At 34.1% G+C, this 20,145-nt stretch carries 24 protein-coding genes; 17 read left to right on the top strand and 7 right to left on the bottom strand.

Going from position 1 to position 20,145, the window contains the following annotated elements:
• Positions 1-36: 36 nt before the first annotated feature.
• Together CD30_RS14620 and CD30_RS19860 are read left to right on the top strand one after the other, a co-directional pair.
• The gene (locus CD30_RS14620) at positions 37-840 is read left to right on the top strand and encodes an NHL domain-containing protein (RefSeq protein WP_052126240.1); all 804 of its coding nucleotides are present in this window, start codon (positions 37-39) and stop codon (positions 838-840) included.
• A 23-nt stretch (positions 841-863) separates the two neighbouring features.
• On the top strand, positions 864-1,034 hold the full coding sequence (locus tag CD30_RS19860; RefSeq protein ID WP_084077946.1) for a hypothetical protein: 171 nt from the start codon (positions 864-866) through the stop codon (positions 1,032-1,034).
• Between the two features lie 148 nt (positions 1,035-1,182).
• Here the strand turns inward: CD30_RS19860 and CD30_RS14615 are convergent, their stop codons facing one another.
• Positions 1,183-1,419 carry a hypothetical protein gene (locus CD30_RS14615; RefSeq protein ID WP_036178319.1) on the bottom strand — a complete coding sequence of 79 codons (237 nt, stop codon included), beginning with the start codon at positions 1,417-1,419 and terminating at the stop codon, positions 1,183-1,185.
• A gap of 319 nt (positions 1,420-1,738) precedes the next feature.
• Between CD30_RS14615 and CD30_RS14610 the strand changes: the two genes are divergently transcribed.
• Complete coding sequence (locus tag CD30_RS14610; protein ID WP_036178316.1) at positions 1,739-2,803, top strand: LLM class flavin-dependent oxidoreductase; 1,065 nt, start codon at positions 1,739-1,741, stop codon at positions 2,801-2,803.
• A gap of 2 nt (positions 2,804-2,805) precedes the next feature.
• Positions 2,806-3,372 (top strand): NADPH-dependent FMN reductase, encoded by a 567-nt coding sequence (locus tag CD30_RS14605; RefSeq protein WP_036178314.1) that lies wholly within the window; start codon positions 2,806-2,808, stop codon positions 3,370-3,372.
• A 59-nt stretch (positions 3,373-3,431) separates the two neighbouring features.
• Here the strand turns inward: CD30_RS14605 and CD30_RS14600 are convergent, their stop codons facing one another.
• Both CD30_RS14600 and proB read right to left on the bottom strand, forming a co-directional pair.
• The gene (locus CD30_RS14600) at positions 3,432-4,697 is read right to left on the bottom strand and encodes a glutamate-5-semialdehyde dehydrogenase (RefSeq protein ID WP_170215852.1); all 1,266 of its coding nucleotides are present in this window, start codon (positions 4,695-4,697) and stop codon (positions 3,432-3,434) included.
• A gap of 16 nt (positions 4,698-4,713) precedes the next feature.
• On the bottom strand, positions 4,714-5,799 hold the full coding sequence (gene proB, locus CD30_RS14595) for a glutamate 5-kinase (RefSeq protein WP_036178312.1): 1,086 nt from the start codon (positions 5,797-5,799) through the stop codon (positions 4,714-4,716).
• Positions 5,800-6,215: 416 nt separating this feature from the next.
• Here proB and CD30_RS14590 point away from each other — a divergent pair, with 416 nt between their 5' ends.
• The 11 genes from CD30_RS14590 (at position 6,216) to tatC (ending at position 15,910) form a co-directional block, all read left to right on the top strand.
• Entirely contained in the window at positions 6,216-6,599 is a 384-nt protein-coding gene (locus tag CD30_RS14590; protein ID WP_036178310.1) for a VOC family protein, read from the top strand.
• A gap of 726 nt (positions 6,600-7,325) precedes the next feature.
• A complete protein-coding gene (locus CD30_RS14585) occupies positions 7,326-8,312 on the top strand; it encodes an ATP-binding protein (protein WP_211254631.1) in 987 nt (328 codons plus the stop codon).
• A gap of 73 nt (positions 8,313-8,385) precedes the next feature.
• A complete protein-coding gene (locus CD30_RS20450) occupies positions 8,386-8,694 on the top strand; it encodes a hypothetical protein (protein WP_235802070.1) in 309 nt (102 codons plus the stop codon).
• A 23-nt stretch (positions 8,695-8,717) separates the two neighbouring features.
• Entirely contained in the window at positions 8,718-8,939 is a 222-nt protein-coding gene (locus CD30_RS14580; RefSeq protein ID WP_036178308.1) for an acetyl-CoA carboxylase biotin carboxyl carrier protein subunit, read from the top strand.
• A gap of 168 nt (positions 8,940-9,107) precedes the next feature.
• On the top strand, positions 9,108-9,779 hold the full coding sequence (locus CD30_RS14575; protein ID WP_036178306.1) for a GNAT family acetyltransferase: 672 nt from the start codon (positions 9,108-9,110) through the stop codon (positions 9,777-9,779).
• A 265-nt stretch (positions 9,780-10,044) separates the two neighbouring features.
• Positions 10,045-11,109 (top strand): branched-chain amino acid aminotransferase, encoded by a 1,065-nt coding sequence (locus CD30_RS14570; protein ID WP_036178302.1) that lies wholly within the window; start codon positions 10,045-10,047, stop codon positions 11,107-11,109.
• Positions 11,110-11,312: 203 nt separating this feature from the next.
• The gene (locus tag CD30_RS14565) at positions 11,313-12,080 is read left to right on the top strand and encodes an SDR family oxidoreductase (RefSeq protein WP_036178300.1); all 768 of its coding nucleotides are present in this window, start codon (positions 11,313-11,315) and stop codon (positions 12,078-12,080) included.
• 233 nt (positions 12,081-12,313) lie between these two features.
• Positions 12,314-13,075, top strand: coding sequence for a gluconate 2-dehydrogenase subunit 3 family protein (locus tag CD30_RS14560; protein WP_036178299.1), 762 nt, complete (start codon positions 12,314-12,316; stop codon positions 13,073-13,075).
• A 17-nt stretch (positions 13,076-13,092) separates the two neighbouring features.
• Complete coding sequence (locus CD30_RS14555; RefSeq protein WP_036178297.1) at positions 13,093-14,805, top strand: GMC family oxidoreductase; 1,713 nt, start codon at positions 13,093-13,095, stop codon at positions 14,803-14,805.
• A 19-nt stretch (positions 14,806-14,824) separates the two neighbouring features.
• On the top strand, positions 14,825-15,037 hold the full coding sequence (gene tatA, locus CD30_RS14550; protein ID WP_036178294.1) for a twin-arginine translocase TatA/TatE family subunit: 213 nt from the start codon (positions 14,825-14,827) through the stop codon (positions 15,035-15,037).
• 12 nt (positions 15,038-15,049) lie between these two features.
• Entirely contained in the window at positions 15,050-15,910 is an 861-nt protein-coding gene (gene tatC, locus CD30_RS14545; RefSeq protein ID WP_036178292.1) for a twin-arginine translocase subunit TatC, read from the top strand.
• A 312-nt stretch (positions 15,911-16,222) separates the two neighbouring features.
• Here the strand turns inward: tatC and CD30_RS14540 are convergent, their stop codons facing one another.
• The 3 genes from CD30_RS14540 to CD30_RS14530 all read right to left on the bottom strand — a co-directional run bounded on the left by CD30_RS14540 (position 16,223) and on the right by CD30_RS14530 (position 17,610).
• Positions 16,223-16,450 carry a hypothetical protein gene (locus tag CD30_RS14540; protein WP_036178290.1) on the bottom strand — a complete coding sequence of 76 codons (228 nt, stop codon included), beginning with the start codon at positions 16,448-16,450 and terminating at the stop codon, positions 16,223-16,225.
• Positions 16,451-16,665: 215 nt separating this feature from the next.
• Complete coding sequence (locus CD30_RS14535) at positions 16,666-17,097, bottom strand: spore coat protein (RefSeq protein ID WP_036178288.1); 432 nt, start codon at positions 17,095-17,097, stop codon at positions 16,666-16,668.
• A 33-nt stretch (positions 17,098-17,130) separates the two neighbouring features.
• The gene (locus CD30_RS14530; RefSeq protein ID WP_084077944.1) at positions 17,131-17,610 is read right to left on the bottom strand and encodes a spore coat protein; all 480 of its coding nucleotides are present in this window, start codon (positions 17,608-17,610) and stop codon (positions 17,131-17,133) included.
• 250 nt (positions 17,611-17,860) lie between these two features.
• Here CD30_RS14530 and CD30_RS14525 point away from each other — a divergent pair, with 250 nt between their 5' ends.
• Together CD30_RS14525 and CD30_RS14520 are read left to right on the top strand one after the other, a co-directional pair.
• Positions 17,861-18,649, top strand: coding sequence for a bis(5'-nucleosyl)-tetraphosphatase PrpE (locus CD30_RS14525; protein WP_036178286.1), 789 nt, complete (start codon positions 17,861-17,863; stop codon positions 18,647-18,649).
• 272 nt (positions 18,650-18,921) lie between these two features.
• On the top strand, positions 18,922-19,410 hold the full coding sequence (locus CD30_RS14520) for a helix-turn-helix transcriptional regulator (protein ID WP_036178284.1): 489 nt from the start codon (positions 18,922-18,924) through the stop codon (positions 19,408-19,410).
• Between the two features lie 295 nt (positions 19,411-19,705).
• Here CD30_RS14520 and CD30_RS19855 read toward each other — a convergent pair whose 3' ends face one another.
• Positions 19,706-19,870 carry an aspartyl-phosphate phosphatase Spo0E family protein gene (locus CD30_RS19855; protein ID WP_084077942.1) on the bottom strand — a complete coding sequence of 55 codons (165 nt, stop codon included), beginning with the start codon at positions 19,868-19,870 and terminating at the stop codon, positions 19,706-19,708.
• Between the last annotated feature and the right edge of the window lie 275 nt (positions 19,871-20,145).

The raw sequence follows: 20,145 nt of genomic DNA, 5'->3' as shown, positions 1-20,145 counted from the left end.
GTTTAAACTTATTTGTGAAAAACTGTTTAATTTTACTTGACGGTTACAAATGTCGATGGAAAGGCTTTAGAGGCATCTTTTCGCTTTCCAATTAATCTAGCAATTTTATCAAATGGCTCAATCTTGATTTCAGACCAAGAAAATCATTCAATTCGTCAACTGAAAGACGGTAATGTGTCAACATATGCTGGAATGCCATTATTAACGGACGAATTTGGTAATCCAGAAGGGGCTTTACACGATGCTCAAAAAGATAGTGCTATGTTCTCATCTCCTTCTGGTATCGATGTTGATTCATCAGGAAATATATATATAGCGGACACCGAGAACCATGTGATTCGTAAAATTTTATCAAATGGAAATGTGATTACATTAGCCGGTGATAGTTTGCCAGGTCTTATTGATGATAAAGCAGAGAATGCTAGATTCTATTACCCACAAGATATTGCGGTTGCAAAAGATGGAACAATATATGTAGCAGACACATTAAATCACGTCATTAGAAAAATTGATAATGAAGGAAATGTCACTACGTTAAATGCAACTTCAATGCGACCTGTGGAAGTAGTTGCAGGTGTTATTGAAAGTGCAGGGGAATTTAAAGATGGAAAGTTATCCGAAGCAAAATTTAATGAACCTACGAGTCTTGTAATAGATTCGAAAGGGAATTTATATGTAAGTGACACAGGTAATCAAGCGATTCGATATATAGATTTCACAAATAATGTCGTCACGACAGTTGCTGGTAAAGTAACGCTAGGAAATAAAAACTATATGCAGATCCTGGATATCAGGATGGAGCAGCCCTTGAAGCAAAATTTGCATCTCCTAGAGGACTAGCCTTAACTAATGAAGGGGGACTTTTGATTGCAGATAGTGCAAATCATACCATTCGTTATTTGTTAGACGGAAAAGTAACAACGATTATTGAAGGATTACGGTTCCCCACAGATGTGGGTAATACTAGTGATGGATCAATTGTAGTTGTAGACAGCTATAATAATCAGATTATTAAAATAAATAAAAAATATTGAGAGGAGGGTTGGTTTTGATTATAAAAAGGAGCAAATTATATTGTACTTTAGTTGCTTTGATATGCTCCCAATTAGGTAGACAGATGAAAAAATAAAAATTTCATCTTACCTAATTGGGGGTATTTTTTATGTCCTAGCTTCTTAATATTTATTTTCTAATCTGTGATTTTAACTTATAATACTTATTCCCGCAAAACACTGCTAACAGTAAGCTAAAACATGTAATGATAAATACAACTTGCACTGCGTTTTCACCTAATAGTTGCACGGCAAAGTTGCTTAAAATAGCCGGTAATGCAAAAAAACATATGCCAAAAAAAATAGCCGCAATTAAATAGATTTTCGCCTTTTTATCTAAGATTAATGGATCATTTGTATTGGTCAATAAAATCCCCCCTGTTACATGTAATATAAACTCACATGCTATAATCCATTATAATATAAAAATTTTAAAGATTGTGAAAAATAAAGAGTTTTGATCCACATAATAATAAGCAATGAAAATAATAAAATTAAAACCTTTTTAAATCTATATAAATTGTATTTTATCTTTTGACTCTTTTAACAGCGTTAAAATAATATTACGCATATTTACAAGCTTTACTACAATACTAATTTTCATAGATGTGAGCATATCAGACTAAGTAACTAAGAAATCAATGTTAAAATAAAAGCAATTAAATTGTTGAAAGGTTGGGGCGGTTTTGGACAAATATAGAATTGATCCAAAAAAAGGATTGGAATTTGGAATTTATACATTGGGAGATCATATTACAAATCCTAATACAGGCGAGAGGATTTCTGCTCAACAAAGAATTCACGAAATAATAGAGTTAGCCAAACTTGCTGAGCAAGCTGGAATAGATTTTTTTAGTGTAGGGGAGAGCCATCAAGAATATTTTACAACTCAAGCTCATTCAGTAGTCCTAGCTGCCATTGCACAAGCCACAAATAAAATTAAAATTTCTAGCTCTTCAACGATTATAAGTACACTAGATCCAGTACGAGTTTATGAGGATTTTGCGACAATTGATTTAATTTCAAACGGAAGAGCTGAAATAATCGCAGGTCGTGCTTCTCGAGTGGGATTGTTTAGTTTATTAGGCTATAGCTTACGAGATTATGAGGAGTTATTTGAAGAAAAGTTTGATTTATTATTAAAAATCAATGAAGAGGAAGTAGTAAATTGGAGTGGAGAATTTAGAGCTCCATTAAGGGATGCGCAAATTTTACCACGCCCATTAAACGGATCTCTTCCTATTTGGCGAGCAGTTGGAGGTCCCCCTGCAAGTGCTATTAAAGCAGGTCGTGCTGGAGTACCAATGCAGTTAGCAATGCTTGGTGGTCCTGCAACAAGCTTTAAATATTCCATTGATGCTTACAGAGAATCTTTACAGGACAATGGATTTGATCCTAATGACTTCCCAGTGGCAACAGCGGGATTTTTCTATGCAGCAGAGACAACACAACAAGCGCTTAGAGAGTACTATCCTTTTATAAATGAAGGAATGAAATTAACGAACGGGCGAGGTTTCCCTAAACAGCATTTTGCGCAAGGTGCTGATACTCGAGATGTGATGAATATCGGAAGTCCTCAACAAATAATAGAGAAAATCCTTTATCAATACGAACTATTTGGCCATCAACGTTATATTGGACAAATGGATTTTGGTGGCGTTCCATTTGAAAACTTAATGAAAAACATCGAATTAATTGGAAATGAAATTTTGCCAGCCATAAGAAAGTATACTGCAAAGCAGGGGGAATAAATGTGAATATTGTGGGATTATCAGGCTCAAAAGTGGGGTCAAAAACACGTACTGCGATGAATTATATGATGAAAGCTTTGAATGAAAAATATCCTGATGTGAATGTGACTTTAATCGACTTAGCTGAGTATGATGTTCAGTTTAGTGATGGGCGAAATTATTTAGAATACGAAGGGGATACAGGGTTTGTAACTCGGAAGATTATGGAAGCCGATGCAATTATTATTGGTACACCGATATTTCAAGCATCAATCCCTGCTACATTAAAAAATATTTTTGACTTACTACCTGTCAATGCATTTCTCGACAAAGTAGTAAGTATGCTTGTCACTGCTGGATCACCAAAGCATTATTTAATCGCAGAGCAGCAATTAAAGCCGATCCTTTCTTATATGAAAGCTCAAATCGTACAAACTTATGTATTTATAGAAGAAAAAGATTTTAATCGTAAAGAAATCGTCAATGATGATATCCTCTTTCGCATTGACCGCTTAGTAGAGGATACAGTTTTATTAACAGAAACGTATACAAAACTAAGAGAAGAAAAAGAAGCAAAATACGATTTTTAAAAGAAAAAGCCAAATCTAAAAGGAAGTTGTATCTTCACTCTTTAGATTTGGCTCATTTTTTATTGTCGAATTTGCCCATTTCCGTAAATAAAATATTTTGTAGAAGTCAATGCAGGTAATCCCATTGGGCCGCGTGCATGTAATTTTTGTGTACTTATACCAATTTCAGCTCCATACCCAAATTCAAATCCGTCTGTGAACCTTGTAGATGCGTTATAGTAAACCGCAGCAGCATCAACATTTTTTAAGAATAATTCTGCATTTAAAATATCCTCTGTGATGATTGCCTCTGAATGTTTTGTGCCAAATGTATTTACATGTTCGATTGCTTCATTAACATTTTCTACTACTTTGACACTCATCTTTAAATCTAAAAACTCTGTTGCAAAATCCTCTTCCGTTGCCAAGGTTGCTGTAGAATTCATCTTACAAACCTCTTCATCGCCGATAATAGTAATTCCAGCTTTTTGTAAGTCGTTGAGGATAGCTTCACCCTTTTCCTTAAACCAATCATATTGAATAAGTAAACTTTCTGCTGAGTTACAAACAGAAGGGCGCTGTGTTTTGGCATTGATTAAAATATCATGTGCCATATCATACTTTGCATTGTAGTCGATGAATATATGGCAATTACCTGCGCCAGTTTCTAAAACAGGTACTGTGGATTCTTTCACCACAAGATCTATTAAAGCTTTTCCACCACGAGGTATTAACACATCTAAATAATCATTTAAACGAAATAATTCCTTCGCTGTTTCATGGCTCGTGTCTTCTATTAATTGTACGGCATCAATTGGAAGAGAAGTATTTTCTAATGCGCGGTGAATCGTTTTTACAAGCGCAATATTTGAATGCTTTGCTGAAGAACTGCCTCTTAAAATAACTGCATTACCTGTTTTTAAACATAACGTTGCTGCATCAATGGTTACATTCGGTCTTGCCTCATAAATCATCCCAATGACACCAATCGGAACACGACGTTTTTCGATTTTGAGACCATTTTCTTTTGTCATCGATTCTAAAAGATCTCCAACTGGATCTTGTAATGCGATGAGCTCGTGGATAGCCTGAGCCATAGCTTTGAGACGATCTTCATTTAATAGTATTCGATCGAGAAGGGATTCTTGTAAGCCTTTTTCTTTTCCGGAAATAATATCTTTATTATTCTCTGATAATATTAACTCTTGGTCTTTTAGCAGTTGATCTGCTATTTTCTTTAATGCGATATTCTTTTCAGCAGAAGTTTTGTTGCTTATTATAAGACTCGCTTGTTTTGCTGCTTTTCCTTTTAATCGTACTTCACTTTCAATCGTTAACTTTGACATATTAGACCTCCTAGTTTTAAATTTTTAGCCATCTGTCCCGATGAATTACGACACTAGTGTTTGTATGTAATTCATTTGTTCGTTTTCCCAATGCAAGTGAAAGCTCTTTACTTGAATAGTGAACTTCACCTCTTCCTAATAGAGTATCATTCCAATAAACTTCAACCACATCACCTTTATAAAAGGTACCATCTATTTTATAAATTCCTGCTGGTAAAAGGCTTTTACCATTGGAAAGTAAGGCATCCTTCGCACCTTCATCAATGTATAATTTTCCAGAAATTTCAGTTAATGAAAGCCATTGTTTTTTATTTGGCAGGATGTATTGTTTTTCGTTACTGATATAAGTTCCATCGCCATTACCATAAAGTATATCTGTTAGCTTGTTTTGTCCGACGCCTTTCCCAATAAAAACCTTCACACCAGAGGTAAGGGCGGTGCGAGCAGCTTGTAGTTTAGACTGCATACCACCAGTACCGACGTTAGATCCTGCACCTTGAGCAAGCTGTAACATTTCATCAGTAATTTCTGATAGGTGATGAATGCGTGTTGCAAATGGATTTTTATTCGGATTGTCATTATAAAAACCATTAATATCCGTTAAGATTATTAATTGGTCTGCATGGACAAGACCGCTTACTAAAGCAGATAACATATCATTATCGCCAAAAGTTAATTCTTCAACAGATACAGTATCGTTTTCATTAATGATCGGTATGATAGAGCGTTCAAGTAATTCTGTGAAAGTAGCATAAGCATTTTTATATCGCTCTTTTTTTGAAAAATCCGTGCGAGTTAATAATACTTGGGCAGTAGTAATTGCGTGAGATTCAAACCCTTCCGCGTAAAGTTGAATAAGCAAGCTTTGCCCAACTGCTGCTGCTGCCTGTTTGCCTTTTAGTGTAACAGGTCTTGAAGGATAACCTAGTTTACGAAAACCTGCTGCAACCGCGCCAGACGATACAAGTAAAACGTCATGATCTAGTTTTTTCAACGTTGAGATGGCATCAATATGATCCTGTAATTTTTCATGGTCAATTTCGCCTTTTGTATTTGTAAGGGAACTACTACCAATTTTTACGACAATACGTTTTTTATCCATCACATTGCCTCCTAATAACAAAAAAACTCTTTCCACCCTATAAAAATAGGGCGAAAAGAGTAGTTTCTTTCCGTGGTACCACCTAAATTGGATTTAACAAATAAATCCCACTTCATCCTCATAACGCAGAGCGGCGTCTAGTTTTTCTAGAAGCTAGCGAAGCAGGTTCTGCAGTCCATTTTGTACGATGTCTTTCAGCCGATGAACATCGCTCTCTTTTCAAATGGGTTCCACATACTGGTCTTCGTTACGCTGATTGCCATATTTGATTTTAATATGCAATAAATTTAGTGCACTGTCAACCAGTAATGTTAATAATTGAAAAAGAATTCAAAATATTAGATAATATATCAACAATGTTTCTATGAAACTACTTATAAAGCATTGTTACAGAAAGGGAACAACGGAGGGGTATAATGGGAATTAAAAAAATCGAGCACACAGCAATAATTGCCAAAAATTTAGAGGAATCTATTGAATTCTATGAAAACGTTTTAAACTTTCAATTAAGAACTACAGCGAATATCGGACATCGTAAAATAGCCTTTTTATTTGTAAAAGATCATCCAGAGGTGGAAATAGAGCTGATCGAAGAACTAGATGACGTAGATGAACCGTATTCAAATGGAGTGATTGAACATTTAGCATTTGCAGTAGAGGATATTGAAGAAACGATTAGCGATTTAAAGTCAAATGGGGTTCAATTTTTAACAGAAGCACCTAGCTTAACGGCATTTGGTAAAAAGAATATTTTATGTAAAGGAATCAATAGGGAATTATTACAATTAATAGAAGTGTAAAATTTTAGAACTACCACTGAATATAAAATTGTGATAATAGCATCTATTGATAATGACACTTTTTACATTTATTGGAGTAATTTTTTTAAAATCACTCTATTGTCCCTTAAATCACAGAAGAAGTTTCAGATGATAAGTACATTTTATTTCAATATACATGGAGAACAACTTCTTTCCTAAAAAGGAGGACTTTTAACTCAATACGAATTTTAAATAACTTATTTGTGATTATGCAAATGTCATTGTACACAGGAAATTAGTTTTTAATCGGTAATAGAAAACTTAAAAACCTAATAAGTATTTCCGTAATGGGAAAGTTGATAATTAGAGAAAAAATTGACATTTAGTAGAATAATATTGTATTCTCTGGTTAAGGAAGTTTGAAAGTTTATATATTCACAAGTTTTTAATAGTAAGAGAAATTTAACCTCTTCTTACGCAACCTTTTAAGACTTAGTCCATCATTGTAATCAACAAGTAAACCATACTTTGTTAATTACAATGCTTGTACTAAGTCTTTTTAATTTTTTAAGTGGATTGTGACTGAGTATATTAAAGCGTTGATGAATATCATTCTTAATCGTCCGGAAGTATATAATGTTTTAATACGAGGTTAATGCAAGAGCTACATGATACTTTAGGTGCCAATGTGAAAATGCGTCAATCTGAAGATTTTAAACGCGGTGTCTAATCATTTCTTAAAAAATAAATAAGGGGGACAGGCGAATGTTTAAAAAAATACTTGTAGCTAATCGTGGTGCCATCGCTGCGAGAATCATTCGAACATTAAAGAATATGAATATTGCTGTCGTTGCCATTTATTCAGAGGCAGATCAGCACCTACCATATTTAAAGCTTGCTGATGAAACCTATGAATTAAAAGGATCCATTGCAAAGGATACTTATTTAAATCAAGACCGAATTATCGAGATAGTAAAAATGAGTGGGGTAGATGGTGTCCACCCGGGATATGGTTTTTTAGCGGAAAATAGTGAGTTTTCTAAACGGTTAGAAGAGATGGGTGTTAAATTTATCGGTCCTTCAACAAAATGGATTAATTTAATGGCGGATAAAAATCAAGCTCGTCAAATAATGGCCAATTACAGTATGCCGCTAGGTAAAGGATCTTCGATATTACCAGATGATGAAGAAGAAGTAAAAAAGATTGCCGCAGAAATTGGTTATCCAGTACTTGTTAAGCCAGCTAATGGTGGTGGTGGTATTGGCATGTTACCCGTTTATGAAGAATCTAAACTGATCAGTACGGTAGAGCGAGCAAAAAATACATCCGAAAAATATTTTTCAGATAGCAATGTTTATTTAGAAAGTTATTTTGAGGATCCAAGACATATTGAATTTCAAATTTTAGCTGATGCAGAAGGTAACGTCATACATTTGTATGAGCGTGATTGTTCAATACAACGTCGTCATCAAAAAATAATTGAAGAATCTCCTGCACCAAACATAAGTTTTAAAGAGATTGAGAAAATTGGTGAGCAAGTTCAACAGTCGATTCAACAAATTGGTTATGACAATGTTGGCACTGTTGAATTACTTCGAGGAAAAGACGGAAATTATAGTTTCCTAGAGATGAACACTCGACTTCAGGTGGAACATGCGGTCACTGAAGAAATAATCGGAATTGATTTAGTAAAGGCACAAATCGAATCAGCAGCAAAAATACCTTTACGACAAACTTCCAGGCAAAATTGAAAAAAATGGTCATGCTATTGAAGTACGACTATATGCGGAAGATCCAATTACCTTTTATCCTTCCCCAGGAACATTGAAAACTTATGTACTTCCTAAGGTTGAAAATGTTCGAGTAGAAACCGGATTTGAAGAAGGAAATGTTATTTCACCTTTTTACGATCCGATGATTGCGAAAATTATTGTACATGAAGCAACGAGAGAAAAATGTATTGAAGTATTATCAAATTATTTGAAACTAGTTCAAATCGAAGGGGTTAAAACGAATATTCCGTTTTTAATCTATACATTAAATTCACCCGAGTTTATAGCGGGAAATATCTCGACAAATTTAGCTAGTACTCTAGCTAAAAGAATGAAAGATGAAAATAAATTAACAAAATAAAAATAAAAAGTGAGGGAAAAAGTATGGCTTTAGAAGTGCAAACTCAAATGACAGGATCAGTGTGGAAAATTGTAGTGGAAGTTGGTCAGCAAGTTGAGGAAGATCAAGAGTTAATCATATTAGAATCTATGAAAATGGAAATTCCAATCGTAGCACCTGAAGATGGTGTAGTAAAACAAATTTTGGTAAAAGAAAATGATTTCGTTTCTGAAGGTGATGTAGTCATTATTTTAGAAGAAATATAATTCAGGGTTCATAATGTTGTAGCTATTGTTTATTAAAACCCTCAAATTTGTTGAGGGTTTTAATATGTTTATATAAATAATTTATTTCATAAGTAAGAAGGGAATTTTATTGTTTTTAGTGAATAATAAAATGGTACTAAAATTATTTTTATATAAGGAGTCATTAAAATGGAATACAAAAGAATAACGAATATTACCGATCCATTGTTTTCAAAATTGCACAAATTATTAGGTGAGGTATTCCCACCTGAAGAAGTATTAGAATTTGATCTTTGGAAAGAGCCGTTAGAAGATCCAGGAATTCGAGTTTTTGTTGCAGTTCATGAAGGGGAAGTCGTTGGTGCAACAGAATATCGTTATTATCCCCAATGGAATATTGCTATGACCGATTTCACAATAATTGGCAGACCTGGACTTTCGATTGGTCGCTTCTTAGCACAAAATCGTGAAAATGATTTACAAACCCTTGCCAAAGAAAATGGAAAAGTGCTATTTGGCATGTTTGCAGAAATTTATAATCCATATGAAAAAGAGGATTTTGACTTTGGTGGAGTAAAACCAATGAATCCTTTTGTTCGTCGGGAAGTTCTTTCACATCTTGGTTATAAGAAAATCGATTTCCCATATGTTCACCCTTCATGGAAAAATGATGGTGAAGCTGTAAAAGGACTAGATTTTTGTTTTATGCCAATTGATGAAAATGTGACTGAAATTCCAACAAGTTTAGTGGCAGATTTTCTAAAGGAATATTATTCTGTCTTACCAAATAAACCGCAGGAATGGATCCAAATGATTGCAGATTTACAATTAAAAGAAACGGTTCGTTTACTTCCAATTTAATTTGTTTTTTGTATCACCTAAAAATAATTGGATGGGAAATTATTTTATTAAAATAATGCTTATTATTCTTAAATAATACATTTCCTATCCAAGTTGTTACAAATGAAGTGGTGAAATATTCAAATAATTAGTATAATAGTGAAGATATCGTTTAATACGATTTGGATGCGAGGTTTCATTGGAAGGTTCGATTTTTTCATGCATACATAAATCCTATTAAACTATTTTTTCAGAACATTTACACTAATTTGACGGAGGGGTATTCATGTTAGATATTAAAACAGAGTTCACAACAAATCCAAAAAATAAACCTGCTGTAGAAGCACTTGGATTTGGTCAATATTTTACGGATCATATGTTCATTGTTGAGTATACAGAAGGTAAAGGATGGCATGATGCACGTATCATTCCTTATCAACCAATTCAAATTGATCCATCGGCAATGGTATTCCATTATGGCCAGGCGGTATTTGAAGGATTAAAGGCTTATAAAACAGTTGACGGAAAAGTTTTATTATTCCGTCCAGATCGTAACTTTGCACGTTTAAATAATTCAAATGAACGTATGGTTATTCCAGCAATTGATGAAGCATTTGCTTTGGAAGCATTAAAACAATTAGTAACAATTGATCGAGAGTGGGTTCCAGATGCACCGGGTACATCTTTGTATATTAGACCATTTATTATTGGTACAGAAGCGAACTTAGGCGTTCATCCATCTAAATCATATAAATTTATCATCATCATGTCTCCATCGGGTTCTTATTATAAAGAGGGCATCAATCCTGTTAAAATCATGGTAGAACAAAAATATGTTCGTGCTGTAGCAGGTGGTACAGGTGAAGCAAAAACAGCTGGAAACTATGCAAGTGCTCTTAAAGGGCAAGAAATTGCAACAGCGGAAGGCTATTCTCAAACTTTATGGTTAGATGGTAAAGAAAAGAAATATGTAGAAGAAGTAGGAAGTATGAATATCTTCTTCAAAATTAACGGTAAAGTTGTTACACCAGCTTTAAACGGAAGCATTTTACCAGGGATTACACGTGATTCTATGATTCAAGTGTTAAAATCAAAAAATATTCCAGTTGAAGAGCGTCGAATTACTATTGATGAAGTAGTAGAAGCAAACAAGAACGGAACTTTAGAGGAAGTATTCGGTACAGGTACTGCTGCTGTTATTTCTCCAGTAGGGGAATTGAAATACTTAGACGAAAAAATCATCATTAATGATGGTAAAATAGGTGAAGTATCACAAATGCTATACGATACATTAACAGGTATTCAAAATGGAACAATCGAAGATACATTTGGTTGGACAATAAAACTATAATTAAAACAATAAAGGATTGGCCTCATAGTCATATTAATATGACTTCGAGGTCAATCCTATTTTTTTACATCTAAAAATAACTTTCAAAATTAGTTATGGATTAGTATGAATAGAATCGGACTACACTTATGACCGAAATGATATTATAGGTTACTATGATGTTAGCTGTCATTAAAAATACTTGAAAGGTTTGGAGTGTAAATATGAAGTTAACAAATAACACAATTTTAATCACAGGTGGAGCAACAGGAATTGGGCTTGCCTTTGCTGAACAATTTTTACAGGAGGATAACGAAGTCATTGTTGTAGGCCGTAGGGAAGAAAAACTTAAAGAAGCAAAAGAAAGATTCCCAAAACTACACACAAAAGTTTGTGATATATCGAAGGAGAAGGACCGTCTTGAACTTTTCGAATGGGTTACAAAAGAGTTTCCAAAAGTGAATGTTTTAATTAATAACGCGGGAATTCAGCAAAGGGTTAATTTATTAAAATCAACCAATGATTGGAGGTATTACCAAAATGAAATCGCCATAAATGTTGAAGGCCCAATTCATTTATCTATGCTCATGATTCCACATTTTATGACACAAAATGAAGCAACCATTATAAACATCACTTCTGGACTAGCATTACAGCCAGGTGTATGGGTTCCCATTTATAGTGCGACAAAAGCAGCAATGCACTCCTTTACAATCTCGTTACGTCAACAGCTTGCTGATTCGAAGGTAGAAGTAATCGAAGTATTTCCGCCAGCTGTAAATACAGATTTAGGTGGTGTTGGTCTACATACTTTCGGGGCACCATTAAAAGATTTTATTGAAGGTATTTTCGAAGGAATTAGAAACGGACAATTGGAAATTGGCTACGGGGGTACAGAAAAACGTTTAACTGCTTCAAAAGATGAAATTGAACAGGGAGTAACAAATTCGTGGAAAAGTTTTTTAAATAACAATCCAGATTTCCAAAATTAAATATTGTAAAGATTAAAATAGAATAAAACAATTGAGCGGTTTTCCTAAAAAGGAAGATTGCTCTTTTTTATACTCAGTATGCTATTAGTGAAGTTATTCAGACCTTATTAATAAGAAGTTTGTCTCTTATTCCATCGAAATAATTAATAACTAATTTTTCCTCGCTTGTTTATTTTATAAAAAATTGTTCAATACTCATATAAGTCAAACTCTAACTACTAGGAGGTTTCAACATGGAGAATGAAAAAAAGGGTGTTTCCCGTCGTGATTTTATGAAAACAACAGGTATCGCAACTGGTACGTTAGTTGGAGGAGGAATTATTGGAGGACTGATTGGTTACAACGTAAATCGGGACACCGTTACTGATGAAACTACAGGGAATCAGCAAGGAGGGGGACAAGGGCAAGATCACCCAACCAATGTTGGTCTTAAATTTTTCACGTCTATGACTCAGTTCAATATTCTATCTGCAGCAACTGAGCGCATTTTTCCTGAAGATGATTTAGGACCAGGCGCAATTGGACTAGGGGTTCCATACTTCATTGATAACCAATTAGCGGGCTCCTATGGTATGAATGCAAAAGAATATATGCAAGGCCCATTTGAAGATGGGGCAACAACACAGGGGTATCAAAGTAGGCTAACGAGAGCAGAAATTTTTAGTCAAGGAATTGCAAAGCTTGATGAAGAAGCTTTCAGCCGTTTTGATAAAAGCTTTTCAGAGATTGAGCCAGAACAAATGGATGAAATTTTAACAGCATTCCAAAAAGGTGAAGTATCAATGCAGGCAGTAACGTCTGATTTCTTCTTTAAATTACTTCGTCAAGCAACATTGGAAGGGGCATATGCTGATCCAATTTACAATGGTAACCGCAATATGGAAGGCTGGAAAATGAAAGGATTCCCAGGTCACCAATTTAGCTATATTGGACAAATAGAAAGTGAAGAGTTTGTTGAAATTGAGCCAAAATCAATTAGCAGTATGACACATTAAGAATGGGGGAGTAATATATGGCTACTACTTTAGATAAAGTTGATGTTGTAACAGTTGGAGTTGGTTGGACTGGCGGTATTGTTGCTGCTGAATGTTCAAAGGCTGGTTTGAAAGTACGTGGTTTGGAGCGTGGTGCAGAGCGAGGAACAAAAGATTATGGAATGGTTCATGATGAATTCCGCTATGCGATTCGTTATGAATTATTTCAGGATTTATCCAAAGAGTCGATTACGTTCAGAAATAATCGTGAAATGAAAGCACTTCCAATGCGTATGATGGGTTCATTCCTTTTAGGGGAAGGGCTAGGTGGTTCTGGAACCCACTGGAATGGTCATAACTGGCGATTCTTACCGTATGATTTTGAAATTAAATCAATGACAGATGAGAAATATGGTGCAGATAAACTAGGAGCAGATTATACCTATCAGGATTGGGGTATCACATATGAGGAACTCGAACCCTATTTCAATAAATTCGAGTATACTGCTGGTATTTCCGGTGAAGATACGAATCCATTCTGGGGTAAGCGATCTGAGCCATTCCCAACGCCGCCGATGAAAAAGACACCGATTCTTCAGCGTTTTGAACAGGCTGCTACAAATTTAGGTTATCATCCATTTATGATGCCATCAGCTAATTTGTCAGAGTCCTATACAAATCCAGATGGTGCAACAGTTGCTGCATGTCAATACTGTGGATTCTGCGAAAGATTCGGCTGTGAATATGGTGCAAAGTCTTCTGCGGAAGTAACAGTTGTACCTACAGCATTAGGTACAGGAAATTTTGATATTCGCTTCAACTCGAATGTGGTGGAAGTATTAAAACAAGGTGATATGGTAACGGGCGTAAGGTTTTTCGATACTGTGACGGGTGAGGAGTTCATTCAGCCTGCAGAGGTTGTAGTATTGACTTCCTATGTCTTAAACAATGCTAAATTATTAATGGTTTCAAATATTGGTGAACAGTATGATCCCGCGACTGGTAGAGGCACTCTTGGACGAAACTATTGTTATCAAATTTTACCTGGTGCAACTGGATTCTTTGATGAACAATTCAATACATTCATGGGGGCAGGAGCATTAGGAATGACGATTGATGATTATAATGGTGATTCCTTTGACCATTCAGATGTTGATTTTATTCATGGAGCGAGTCTTTCAATCACTCAAACAGGGCAACGTCCAATCGCATTCAATCCAGTGCCACCTGATACGCCAGCTTGGGGTGCAGAATTTAAGAAAGCTTCCATTGAGTATTATACTCGCACACTGAGTATTGGTGGACAAGGGGCATCCATTCCACATAAGGAAAACTTTATGTCACTTGATCCAACATATAAAGATGCTTACGGGTTACCATTGTTGCAATTAACTTATAACTTTACTGAACAAGACCGAGCTCTCCATAAATTTCTTTCGGAAAAATCTGCTGAAATTATGAAAGAAATGGGAGCAAAAATAGTAGCTGCATCAAACCCACTAACAGACTATGATATTGTTCCGTATCAAACAACGCACAATACAGGTGGTACAGTAATGGGAAGTGATCCAGCAATAAGTGTTGTAAATAACTACTTACAACATTGGGATGCGGAGAATCTTTTCGTAGTTGGGGCTGGAAACTTTGCTCACAATAGTGGCTATAACCCGACAGGAACTGTAGGTGCCCTTGCATATCGTTGTGCAGAAGGAATAATCAATTACAGTAAAACTGGTGGTAGTCTCGTTTAATTAATAGGAGGAGTTTATAATGGGTGGTTTTGGTTCTATCGGCGTTCCAGGGTTAATTATTATATTGGTTATCGTCTTAATCATTTTTGGTCCAAAAAAACTTCCCGAAATTGGTGGTGCGATAGGTAAAACATTATCCGAATTCAAGAAGTCTACTCGTGAAGCGATAAATGATGATGAAGATGAAAAAAAGCCCGCTTTAAAGGAAATCAAAAAGACCGAAGAGGCATAGTAGGTGATTTAGATGGATCCTTATGGCTACAACAATTTAAGTCCACTGGATAAAAAAAAGAGGCAGGAATCACTTAAAGAGGTGGAGGAGCCAGCGAAAGAAAGTAAAGAACTAATTGAAAAACAAGAGGTAGAAAATAAAGACTTAGAACGTACAAAGGAAGAAGACAATCAGGAATCATGGATTGAACATATAACCGAGCTAAGAAAACAACTGATTAAAAGCGCACTTGTTTTTATCACTTTCTTAATTATCGCATTCTCCACAATTAATTATTGGTTTCCATATGTTTCAAGGGGCCATCATCTAATTATATTAGGCCCCTTGGAAGTGATTAAGTCTTATACCTCCATTTCGGTTACTTTATCGTTAGGGTTATCGCTACCTTTTATATGTAATTTCCTTTGGCAATTTGCTAAACCTGGCTTATATGAAAAGGAACAAAAGTTTATCGGGCTATATTCACCCATTATGCTTGTCCTTTTCGTAGGAGGCTTATCTTTTGGTTATTTCGTAATCAATCCAATGAGTTATCAATTCTTAGTAGGCTTAGGTGAAATGAATTTTGATGTAATGGTAACAGCAACAGATTATGTTAATTTTCTTATTATGACTACTATACCAATTGGTCTACTTTTTGAGTTGCCGATAGTGGCACTATTTCTTTCATCAATTGGTTTATTAACCGCTAATTCAATGAAAAAAATAAGAAAGATGTCATATCTTATTATGGCAATTGTTTCAGCTCTTATTACACCACCTGATTTTATAAGCCAATTACTAATTTTGATACCAATGATAGGTTTGTATGAAATAAGTATCCTCATTGTTCGGAAAATGGAGATTAAGAGAACATCGTTAGCACACCAATAATAAAGAATTGCACGTAATGTTGCTCAGACTGTAAACAAAAAAAAATTGTTTACAGTCTTTTTTTACACTACATATTAATAGTGCCTTCGTTCCTTTACCCACAATTCATACATTTGGAAGGGTATGTGAGGAAAAGAAAATAAAAAGACAAAATCCCTCGTGAGACGAAACTCTCGAGAGATTTTGTCGACCTCTAAGCACGTAAGGTGTGCTTTTAGTTTAGATTATTAATATGGATAAGCAATTATGAATTAGTTAGATATGAAAATGTATTTATAGTAACTTTTAAATATTTCATACTTCAATCTATAATTAATCATCTTGATTTAATTTCTTTTTTGAAGCATTTGCTTCTTTTACGAAATCATTAACTTGTGTACTTAGATCCTGCACTAATTCTTTAAGTGATTGCTTCTGATCATCGGATAATTTTGTTTTTGCTTTTTCCAGGTCAACACCGTTTTTCTGGAGTACATCACTTACTAATAAATCGATAAGTTTATTAGAAACAGTATTCGGTGATTTAGGATTTTCGCTCACATTTTTCACTCCTTGTCATAAAACGATTTCTCAATATTTTATGCAATGACGAATTAAGAGGCAACCTAAATTAATCGACATTATTTCTTTTTCATCACTTTTATATTAAGAGATAAATTCCCACGCAATTTAGTAATCATTGCGTGGGATTAACATTTAAAATAATATTAGTCTTTGATTCAGTTTATAGTGCTTTGATAATAACTTTTTAAACATTAGCCAATATCTAGTTTTGCAACGATTGCCACAAGAATTTGAAGCATTGCTTGGATGTTCACTGTTAAGTTTGTATCTGTAGTTTCAATTTCTATACCTTTCGACTTCTCAATAATTATTTTTTGAGAATTTTGTTGCTTTGTTTTAATAAATTGTTTAAGGTCCTGAACAACTGCTCTTCCTTGATCGCTATCGCCAATTGTTATACTTATAACTGCTGCGATTGCTGCTTGGATGGCTAATTGTAAAGACACTGCTGCTTGTGTATCTGTAGTGTTTATATCAACATATTCCGAATCCTTTACAATAATCCATTCGGAGGAATGCTGTTTGTTCGATACCTTATTCTCTACTTCCTGTTGCACGTCTTCATCATCATTATTTGGGTTGCCATCCCAATAATCTAATGCTCTCCATTCTGTTTTTGACATACGTTTCACCTCTTTTCAGATTTTCATTTATTATTAAAGAATGTCTAATTTAGCAACTAATGTAACCAACACTTGTAGTAATGCTTGAATGTTTACAGTTAGGTCTGTATCAGTTGTTTCGATGTCAACGTCTTTAGAATTTTTTACAAAGATTTTTTGTTTATTTATTTGTTCTGTATCAAAATGTTGGAAAAATTCTTGTGCTACAGCATTACCTTCCTCTGAATCACCGAGTGTAATACTAATAACAAGCGCAATTGCAAGTTGTAATCCAACTTGAAGAGAAATAGCCGCTTGCGTGTTAGTGGAATGAACGTTTACATTGATAGATTCTTTAATCCAAATAACTTCGTCAGACTCCTGATCGACGAAAGAGGCTAAATTTGCATCCTCCATTACCGAAGCATCATCGTTGTTATTCCAATTCATTACAGCCACTCGATTAGAGGAATTGCATTTTTTACAAGTACAATCACAATCATGTTTTAAATCGTCGCGATACCAATGCTCCATATTTTTGTTCCTCCTTTCACGATAGTTGGTCAAGTTTGAAAAGGTAATTACTCTTGACGACCATATGATATGTACCCGTAAAAAGTTGGTATAGTTAATTTAACTAGTTTTCTAAAACAAAGTAATAAATAAGAAGAAAGCATATTTGATCAGAATTTTGGTGAAAATTATATGGCCTTGACTAACGATTATATTTAAGGAATATAGGTAATTTAATTGGTTTTGAAATTTTAGAAGGGGGACGGTATGTTTGCGAATCGATATAGGAAATGGGATTGACATTATTGGAGATATCCATGCGTGTTTTGAAGAATTTATGGAACTACTGAAAAAGTTAGGCTACAAGGAAAATCAAAATGGATTGTATATACACCCAGATGGTCGAAAGTTTGTTTCATTAGGTGATGTGATGAGTCGAGGGCCTGAATCAATCAAATGTATGTTGTTTTTCTTAGATCATGTTGAAGCAGGGCTGTCATATATGATAGACAGTAATCATGGTTGGAAGATAGCCAGATGGTTAGATGGAAGGAACGTGGAACTTCGACATGGGGATGAATTAGTTGAAAAAGAATTCTATGAATTTGAAAAAAAGAACGGGGTACAAAAAACAAAGGATATTAAAGAGAGATTAAAAAATTTGCTTATGAATGCCCCATCTCATTATATATTTACACATAAAGCTGTAGATAAGGTTGTCTGTGCTCATGCAGGTATACGGGATGATTTTATAGGAAAAGAAAATAAGCGTATTAAAGACTTTTGTCGATATGGTGATGTAGCTGGTATGGATGAAAAGGGAAAGCCGATTCGAAAAGACTGGTTTTTGCAACATCAAGGAGATTTGTGTATTGTTTGGGGTCATGATCCAAAACCTGAGCCACTAATTGTAAATAATTCGATTAATATTGATCAAGGATTAGTTTTTGGAGGGAAATTAACTGCCTATCGTTATCCAGAAAATACATTTGAATTTGTCCATGCCATTAAAAACTATTCAGGTAAGGTTGAAGACAATCCATTAAATAAAAAAGATTAAACAAGACGTTCCTAATTTTACAGGGACTCTTTTTTTGTAGAAATATTGTTGTTGAGGTAATTATATTTTTTTGAGATAAAAAATTTCCTTTTAAGGTTGAATTGATAGATTTGGAACAGTTTTTTTATTTCAATTTTATATTAGAATTTAAGTCTATTTTCTATTAAAAAGCATATTTTTAATAACAAGAAGAAACATTGTAACTTTTTTATAAAAACACAGTCTAATACAATATATTTGCCAATTTGTAAAAGGATAGAGGTGATACGTAAATGGATCGCGATGTTTTAATTCAAGTTGCTTCTGATCATTTAAAAACACTTCGTCTCGAGAATGATTACACTATTGATAAGATGGCTGAAATCATTGGTATTCAAAAGAAAACCCTACTGAAAATCGAAGCTGGGAAAGTATTTGCTAGTTGGACGACAACTATAGCAGTTTGTACATTATTTCGGGATAGTCGTAGTCTAAAAATTCAGTTGGGTGGGGACCCTCTTGAAATGATTGAGCTTGCAGCCATTCAAATTTCTATATGTCCTAAAGAAAAGACTCTCGGTGGAGTTATAATGTGGAAAAATATTCAGAAGCATAAAGGCTATAAACTCCAAAAAAATATTGTAACTCGGCATTTTCGTATCATTGATCATGAAAATTATCGAATCCTCAGTACTTTTAATGAAAAAGTTGCAAAAGAAAAGTGGCGGGATATCGTAAGAACAATAAAGAAGACATTGTTTTTAATGAATATAAAGTCATGAGAAGTTACCTTTCTTTATGCATAAACTAATCTTTCGGAAGAAACCTCAAAACTCCAATATTACTACACTAAAATAATCTCCCATACTTGAAAAAAGCAATAAAAATAGAATAAAAGTTAAAAAATTTGAAAATCTAGGTTTAAACAATATAATTTCGGGTAAATAAAAAATAGACCAATTGGTAAATAAAAAAAATTAAAAACCCAGTTAGTTAGAATATATTTCTAACATAACTGGGAGTCTCTGAATAATAAATATGTAATCTTACGATAATGAATCACCTCATTTTTAAGATTTAAGCTACTTTGTGAGAATAAACATTCAAAAGTGCATCTAGTTCTTGGCTACAAGTGACAACTTCTGGATGTGTGAAACCTAAATCTTGTGCTTTTTTATACATGTCCTTTCGTTTCATTTCAATAGCCACTCTTAACACCTTTTTAAATATAAATTCACTCATACTAATGTTCCTCCACTATTAATTTTGCATATAATATAGGTTTAATTCTATTAATTTTCTTACAGCTTTTTTATTTTATAATAGAGTGTTTAAAAAAAATGTCGGATTGTGTTAAAAAAAACGAAGTTCATAAAATTGTCACAATTTTATGTGATAATTAGGGTAATATAATTATTTGAATTTTGAAAAAATAGATGGAAAATTGGTGAAATCTCGTAAATGATGGATTTTCATTTGGATTAATGGGCTTTCTTAACCATTTAGATTTAATTTAT

This window comes from Ureibacillus massiliensis 4400831 = CIP 108448 = CCUG 49529, from assembly GCF_000772965.1.
GTDB lineage: Bacteria > Bacillota > Bacilli > Bacillales_A > Planococcaceae > Ureibacillus > Ureibacillus massiliensis.
This window is presented reverse-complemented; position numbering and strand designations above follow the sequence as displayed.

Bases quoted from the DNA above. Each gene is read 5' to 3' on its own strand.
- CD30_RS14600 (WP_170215852.1), bottom strand. From the start codon at position 4,697: ATGTCAAAGTTAACGATTGAAAGTGAAGTACGATTAAAAGGAAAAGCA.
- proB (WP_036178312.1), bottom strand. From the start codon at position 5,799: ATGGATAAAAAACGTATTGTCGTAAAAATTGGTAGTAGTTCCCTTACA.
- CD30_RS14590 (WP_036178310.1), top strand. From the start codon at position 6,216: ATGGGAATTAAAAAAATCGAGCACACAGCAATAATTGCCAAAAATTTA.
- CD30_RS14585 (WP_211254631.1), top strand. From the start codon at position 7,326: ATGTTTAAAAAAATACTTGTAGCTAATCGTGGTGCCATCGCTGCGAGA.
- CD30_RS14580 (WP_036178308.1), top strand. From the start codon at position 8,718: ATGGCTTTAGAAGTGCAAACTCAAATGACAGGATCAGTGTGGAAAATT.
- CD30_RS14575 (WP_036178306.1), top strand. From the start codon at position 9,108: ATGGAATACAAAAGAATAACGAATATTACCGATCCATTGTTTTCAAAA.
- CD30_RS14570 (WP_036178302.1), top strand. From the start codon at position 10,045: ATGTTAGATATTAAAACAGAGTTCACAACAAATCCAAAAAATAAACCT.
- CD30_RS14565 (WP_036178300.1), top strand. From the start codon at position 11,313: ATGAAGTTAACAAATAACACAATTTTAATCACAGGTGGAGCAACAGGA.
- CD30_RS14560 (WP_036178299.1), top strand. From the start codon at position 12,314: ATGGAGAATGAAAAAAAGGGTGTTTCCCGTCGTGATTTTATGAAAACA.
- CD30_RS14555 (WP_036178297.1), top strand. From the start codon at position 13,093: ATGGCTACTACTTTAGATAAAGTTGATGTTGTAACAGTTGGAGTTGGT.
- tatA (WP_036178294.1), top strand. From the start codon at position 14,825: ATGGGTGGTTTTGGTTCTATCGGCGTTCCAGGGTTAATTATTATATTG.
- tatC (WP_036178292.1), top strand. From the start codon at position 15,050: ATGGATCCTTATGGCTACAACAATTTAAGTCCACTGGATAAAAAAAAG.
- CD30_RS14535 (WP_036178288.1), bottom strand. From the start codon at position 17,097: ATGTCAAAAACAGAATGGAGAGCATTAGATTATTGGGATGGCAACCCA.
- CD30_RS14530 (WP_084077944.1), bottom strand. From the start codon at position 17,610: ATGGAGCATTGGTATCGCGACGATTTAAAACATGATTGTGATTGTACT.
- CD30_RS14520 (WP_036178284.1), top strand. From the start codon at position 18,922: ATGGATCGCGATGTTTTAATTCAAGTTGCTTCTGATCATTTAAAAACA.
- CD30_RS19855 (WP_084077942.1), bottom strand. From the start codon at position 19,870: ATGAGTGAATTTATATTTAAAAAGGTGTTAAGAGTGGCTATTGAAATG.